Here is a 264-nt window from a genome sequence, read left to right as displayed (position 1 = left end):
ATCTCGATGCCAAGCAGGTCGAGTGTCGAAGGAACGATCGACAGGCCTGGCACGGCCGTCGGCATGGCCGCGGCTTCGAGGTCGAGCTGGCCGGTGAGGACGTCATAGGAAGAGACGGTACGATCGCGACGGTCGATTCCGAGCCCGGTGCTGGCATTGCCCTGCGGGTCGAGATCGACGATGAGCACGCGCTCACCGATCGCGGCAAGCGCCGTCGCCAGGTTGATGGCGGTGGTCGTCTTGCCGACGCCGCCTTTCTGGTTG

General features: G+C 65.5%; 1 protein-coding gene. It reads right to left on the bottom strand.

The genetic code is table 11. The annotated features are described in order from the left end of the window. Nucleotides 1-264, bottom strand: a 264-nt coding sequence (locus tag NLU14_RS22115) for a ParA family protein (RefSeq protein ID WP_275710658.1), incomplete at both ends; no start/stop codon positions are given.

The organism is Marinobacter iranensis (assembly GCF_029207565.1).
GTDB lineage: Bacteria > Pseudomonadota > Gammaproteobacteria > Pseudomonadales > Oleiphilaceae > Marinobacter > Marinobacter iranensis.
Note: the sequence above shows the minus strand (reverse complement) of the source record. Positions and strands in the feature narration are given on the sequence as shown.